General features: G+C 34.0%; 8 protein-coding genes. All 8 read left to right on the forward strand.

Annotated elements, in window-relative coordinates; translation table 11 throughout:
• On the forward strand, positions 1–194 hold a 194-nt coding region (locus tag EV214_RS18915; protein WP_165916474.1), incomplete at its 5' end, for a hypothetical protein.
• Positions 195–418: 224 nt separating this feature from the next.
• Positions 419–865 (forward strand): aminoacyl-tRNA deacylase, encoded by a 447-nt coding sequence (locus tag EV214_RS18230; protein ID WP_132248397.1) that lies wholly within the window; start codon positions 419–421, stop codon positions 863–865.
• Positions 866–1,121: 256 nt separating this feature from the next.
• Entirely contained in the window at positions 1,122–1,562 is a 441-nt protein-coding gene (locus tag EV214_RS18235) for a GNAT family N-acetyltransferase (protein WP_132248399.1), read from the forward strand.
• Positions 1,563–1,866: 304 nt separating this feature from the next.
• On the forward strand, positions 1,867–2,253 hold the full coding sequence (locus tag EV214_RS18240; protein WP_132248401.1) for a VOC family protein: 387 nt from the start codon (positions 1,867–1,869) through the stop codon (positions 2,251–2,253).
• A 381-nt stretch (positions 2,254–2,634) separates the two neighbouring features.
• Positions 2,635–3,417 carry an RNA polymerase sigma factor gene (locus tag EV214_RS18245; RefSeq protein WP_132248403.1) on the forward strand — a complete coding sequence of 261 codons (783 nt, stop codon included), beginning with the start codon at positions 2,635–2,637 and terminating at the stop codon, positions 3,415–3,417.
• Between the two features lie 80 nt (positions 3,418–3,497).
• On the forward strand, positions 3,498–3,926 hold the full coding sequence (locus EV214_RS18250) for a DUF3795 domain-containing protein (RefSeq protein WP_132248405.1): 429 nt from the start codon (positions 3,498–3,500) through the stop codon (positions 3,924–3,926).
• A gap of 232 nt (positions 3,927–4,158) precedes the next feature.
• Positions 4,159–4,746 (forward strand): GrpB family protein, encoded by a 588-nt coding sequence (locus tag EV214_RS18255; protein ID WP_132248407.1) that lies wholly within the window; start codon positions 4,159–4,161, stop codon positions 4,744–4,746.
• Positions 4,747–5,035: 289 nt separating this feature from the next.
• Complete coding sequence (locus EV214_RS18260) at positions 5,036–5,896, forward strand: metallophosphoesterase (protein ID WP_132248409.1); 861 nt, start codon at positions 5,036–5,038, stop codon at positions 5,894–5,896.
• Positions 5,897–6,296 lie beyond the last annotated feature (400 nt).

Below are 6,296 nucleotides of genomic sequence, written 5' to 3' on the forward strand. Positions count from 1 at the left end.
CTACAGAAGGTTCATTTGTAGAAATTGATAATGCAATGGATAATATTGAAGAGGACTATAACCTAATTACAGGCGATTATATAATCAGAAAGATTAAAGATGGGGAAATAATAACTATAAAAGGAAACAGAGATAAGAAAGAACTATTGAATTTGATAGATTTTGATGTTGATTTATATAAGCAACAGTTGTAGGAAGTGGACACTGTAGGTGATCTGAAGATTTAGATTATAGGAGGTAGCTGTACTTCGCCTAACATAGCCTTTCCATTATCCTATAAAAAAGCATGTAGGATAACGGAAAGGCTAAGACCGTTATAAGAAATGACGATATCGGAGCTATTCTTTGGAGTTTTGTTTGATAAATAGCGAGATGTTACGTGATAGTAAAATATTGTTCACTAAAGGAGAAAAAAACTATGGATAGATTAGTTACCAATTTAAACAAATATAATATTGAATATGAGATAATCAATCATAGTAAGAAAATAAATACTGCACAGGAGGGAGCTGATTATTTCGGTATAAATATCGGTCAAACAGCGCCCACACTAATATTAAAAACTGAAAATGGATATTATGCTTTGATTATTTCAGGGGATTATGGAAGGATAAATTTTGAAATAATCAAGGAAATGTTAAAGGTTCAACAGGTCAAATTAGCAAAACCCACTGAGGTTGAACAAGTTACTGGCTATAAGATTGGAAGTATCCCATTAATCAATCATGGATTACCAGTAATTATGGACAGGCAATTAAATCGATTTACATATGTATATGGAGGAACAGGAATATCACATGCAACATTAAAGATTAGCCCTAACGATATTGCAAAGCTAAATAATGTTGTAAGTTATATACGTTAAAGAATTAATTCGTACCATTCTTATTTTGTGAAGGATTATAGGGGTGAAAGGCGTCGTCACTTCTTATAACATGCTATTTGCATACATTCCACTAAAAACATGTGGAACGTCGCAACATACCAAAAACATTATCGGAAAGATAAAGCAGAGGACGCCACGTCCAGTGGCGGATTTTAAAAGATTGGCTATAAGATTTCAAATACGCCATATAATACCTGTAACATGCAGCTAAATAGGAATTTATAGGAGGATAGATATGGAGATAAGAAAAGTAACGGAAGATAAAAAACAATACATTGACTTGTTATTGTTAGCAGACGAGCAGGAAAATATGGTAGATAAATATCTCGAACGCGGTGAAATGTTTATTTTAGATGACGGCGGTATAAAAGCTGAATGCGTGATTACAATAGAAGCAGATGGTATTTATGAACTTAAAAACATTGCGGTCATGGCTGATTGCCAACGTAAAGGCTACGGCAAAAGAATGATAGAGTTTCTGTTTTCATGTTACCCCGATTGTAAAACTATGCTTGTAGGAACTGGAGACAGCCCTGATATACTTAGTTTTTATCATAAATGTGGCTTTACGGAATCACATCGAATAAAAAACTTTTTCACGGACAACTATGACCACCCGATGTTTGAAAACGGAAAACAGCTCGTTGATATGATTTATCTAAAGTGGGAGCGCTAAATTTCAATTTTACGAGCAATAAATGCTGTTGCCCATCAAGGTCAGCAGGGCGAGATTTAGATGTTTTTGGGATTTGCATAAGGGGGTGTGAACAGGTTGGATGTTGGTATAATAAAGTTACATAATAGGCTATCCAACATACTCAAATATGATTACATGGTTATTAGCTGTATTACTAAGTAAAAATGAATTTAAATTAAGCATTTCGATAAAGTAGAAATTTGAACGGCGGATTATTTGTATTTGTGTAGATGACAAAGGATAAACGAAATAAATTATACATGTAATACAGGGAGGATTCGTTATGAAAAGATCAATGATGCAAGCATATGTTACAAGAAGTGATGAGGCGGTGGCTCTTTATCAAAAGGCTTTTGATGCTATTCTCATCAGCAGTTATCCAAATGAAGATGGAACGTTTTTTCATTCAGAGCTTGATATTCAAGGGGAAATCTTAGCTGTGGCAGAACGAAATTCTGAATATGCTATTATTGGTGAGGAAACGGTTACAGGCAACGTAATGCAGTTTTGTTTACATTATGGAGAAGGTAACGAAGAAAAGGTGCGGAAAGCATATGAAGTGTTAAAAATTGATGCTAAAATTTTGATGCCGCTTGCACCATGTGAATACAGTTTACTTATGACAGATTTTATTGATAAATATGGTATTAGATGGTGCTTATTTGTATAATGCGACTTTGGGATAAAGAGAACAAAATGAGCAAAATACGAAATTGACAAATTCCAATTTGTGAGTGAGATTATAGGCGGAATGGGTATTTTGAAAAATGACAATTCAAGATCGTGTTATCCATGTTATGCAAAGAGATTATAGGTGTGTAGATAGGTGCAGTTTAAGAACATGACGTCCTGCCAGAGCTTCATCCATCCGATAACAATGCACTCAAGTTCGCTTTGCCTATTTTGGGTCATACCTTTTTATAAGCTGAAGCCAAAGCACATTCCTCAGCCTAAGATAGGAGCTATCTAAGACTGAGAAACGTCTTGAGTGCGGAGACGTTATGGTACCATTAAAATATTAGTCAGGTATAATAAAATATGGAGGGAAGATATGCAAGATAAAGCCCAACAAATTGAATTAAGCAAGCAACTCGAATTTCACATACAGACTAATTATGAAAAACTATATTCATTGATTTATAGGATGACCGAAAATCATCAAGATACCGAAGATGTATTACAAAATACGTTTATAAAGGCATATTCTAATATTGACAATTTTAAGAAAAAATCAAAACTGTCTACGTGGGTATATAGAATTGCAATTAATGAAGGGTGTAGATATTTAAAATCATGGAATAAATTACCTTTAATTGCTATCACCGAAGAACAGGGAGTAAGTGAAGAAACTTTTTTCAAGGGTTTAGAATATGAGCCAAGTATTGACGATGAATTGATCGTGGAAGATATGCGTGAAAAATGTATCCATGGATTTCTCAAATGTATTCCAAAGAAGATGCGAATTTGCTTTTTATTAAAATCATGCCTTCAATTAAAAAATAAAGATATCGCTGAGGTTCTTGAGATTTCTGAAGACAATGTCAAAGTTACTTTACATCGAGCTAGACAGAAACTCAAAGATATGTTTGAAATGAGATGCAGTTTGATTGATCCTCAGAAACCGTGTAAATGCTATCTCTGGATAAAATTTATGCGTGATCATAATCTGCCGTTGCCGTCAGGTCATGATCAGTTTAAGAATGATGACCTATTAAAACGTCATTTCAAGAATATGTCGGTACTTCGAAAAATAGATTATTTATATCATGCTGAAGGAAAAATGTCAAAGATAGAATTTATCAGTAAGTTGAAAAATCTTTCAGAAATTTTGTAACGATTCTGTTGTGTGATGTGTCTAACTTATGTAGGACTTAAACAATTTAATTTAGTTTCTATTAAGGAGGATAACGTCAAATGGAAAAGAAAATTGTAGCACCATGTGGAATCGACTGCTTTAATTGTGAGCTGTACAAAGAAAATGTAACAAATGAAATGCAGTCCAGAATATCTGATGCAACACAGATTCCGAAAGAAATGATTACTTGTGTAGGGTGTGCCAATGGTAATCAATGCTTATTCATCGAGTTGGAAGGAAAAAAGTGTAGAACTTTAGAGTGTGTAGAAAAAAAAGGCGTTGATTATTGCTTTCAATGTGATACATTTCCGTGTTCGTTCTTGATGCCTCTAGCAGATGGCGCGGAAAGATTTCCTCAAAACATCAAACTATATAATTTGTGTTTAATGAAGAAAATTGGCGTCGAGGAATGGGTAAAACAGGCTGCTGATATTAGGAAAACCTATTTCACTAAGAAAATTAAAATTGGTGAAGGAGGAAGTGAATAAGCAATAAAAACTGAGTAGGAATATGCGGTGTGCTGTAATCGCCATATTTTAACGGTACATAACAAAGGCTTACCCATATTTTACTTAGGAATATGTAAAACATGGGTAAGCCTAAACCCGTTATCTGCAATAGCAAGATAGCATAAAAAAGGTAAAATATATATGATATATATTACATAATAGTAGAAAAGTGCGAAATAAATATAATTTATATTTTGTTTTGGAGGTTATTATGGGAAAAACATTGTCTGGAATGTCGTTAGAAGAACTTTGGGAATTGTTCCCGATTATTTTAAAAGAACATAATCCTGCTTATAAAGAATGGTATTTAATTGAAAAAGATAAAATTGTCAATACCGTAGGTAGAAATGATATTAAGCGAATTAATCATATCGGAAGTAGTTCCATTGAAGGGTTGATTTCTAAACCAACAGTAGATATTTTGTTGGAAGTTGATTGTAATTGCGATATAGAGAAATTACAATCAAAGCTAAATAATGCTGGTTGGACATTGATGTCATTTGAAAGTAAACCAGATATAAACATTTCATTTAATAAGGGGTATACTTTAAATGGTTTTGCTGAAAAAGTTTTTCATTTCCATGTCCGATTTTGGGGAGATTGGAATGAATTGTACTTTAGGGATTATCTTTTAGTTCATAAAGAAGTTGCTAAAGAATACGGAAAATTAAAACAAGGACTAAAAGAACAATACGAATATAATAGAGATAGGTATACCAAAGCTAAAACAGAATTCATTATGAAATATACAAAGATAGCAAGAAAAGATTTTGGTAATAGATATGCGCCAAAATTATGAACATAATCTTTAGTTCTTATGGTGTGTACTATTAGAAGAACAATTATATAGAGGTGGATGAGTTCTAGTGAGTAGATTCGGGTGGCTACTACAGATAACATGCTATTTGCTATACATTCCACTAAAAACATGTGGAACGTCACAAGATAGCAAGCACGTTCTCCGAAACCATACACAAAGGACTCGGCGTCCTGTTGCGGATTATGGAAGACCATTTTAAGAGATTTATAAATCACATTTGTTTGATTATATGTAGAAGAGATTATTTATAATTGAAGAGGGTTATTAAATGAAAAAGCTATCTAAAAGATTTAAAATACTTATTGTAACTATTATATTGCTTATTGTGTTTTGTATTTGGCAGAATAACAGTGCTGTTGTTTCAAGTTCCGACTATTACAGCTCCAAGATACCTGCGGACTTCAACGATTTTAAAATTGTTCAAATTTCTGATTTGCACAATAAAATGTTTGGAGAAGATCAATCAAAGTTGTTGAGTCAAGTTGAAAGCTTGTCGCCTGATATCATTATTGTTACAGGAGATTTGGTAGATAGACGTAAATTCGATTTGGATATAGCCATGTGTTTTATTAATGGTGCTGTGGAAATTGCTCCCACTTATTATGTTTCTGGCAATCATGAAGCATGGTCTGGAAAGTATTCACAAATAACGCATCAATTGATGGAAGCAGGGGTTTATATCATGGATGATACTGCCCTTGAACTTTCAAAAGGAAGCAGCACAATACAAATACTTGGATTGTCTGACCCTGATTTTCTTACATCAGATTACTTGGAGGGTACAAATACCAGTAAATTAGAAGAACAACTGAAGCAATGGTCGAGAAGTGATAAGTTTAAGATATTACTTTCTCATCGACCAGAACTATTTGATTTATATCGCGAAAGTAATATAGATCTGATCTTTTCGGGTCACGCTCATGGTGGCCAATTTAGGATTCCATTTGTTGGTGGATTGGTTGCACCGGATCAAGGATTATTTCCCCAATACACAATCGGCAGCTATAGTAACGAATCATCAACTATGTTTGTAAGCAGAGGATTAGGAAATAGCATAATTCCAATCAGAATTTTTAATCGCCCAGAAATTGTTGTAGTAACATTAAAAAGCATGAATAAGAGATTATGAGCATTATCTTAAATAGTTCAAGTGTCACATCTTTCTTATAATGTGCAGTACTGGCAAGTGATTTGTTTAAGGGTGCGACGTCCTGTAGCCCTCTGAGAGCAATGTATTTGCATAAAGGTGCTGGAAGCACGTTTCAAGGGAAAGGTTAGAGCACCACATCCCTTCACAGGGAGCGAAGCTCTACCAAAGGAGAGGGTCAGGCGGGTCCGGTTCAGGGACGTCGCAAATGCGAGACGTTATCTGCAATATCAAAGCACCATAAAGAAGATGAAATGGCTATTAGTTAACTAACTTAATATTGTATGTGTTAGAAATAATAAATAATATTTGGAGGAGTGATAATTATGTCAGAAAACAAAGATAAACTCGTTGTACTTTGGACAAGTGGAGATCGAGAGGT

It is taken from the genome of Marinisporobacter balticus (genome assembly GCF_004345705.1).
Classification (GTDB): domain Bacteria; phylum Bacillota; class Clostridia; order Peptostreptococcales; family Thermotaleaceae; genus Marinisporobacter; species Marinisporobacter balticus.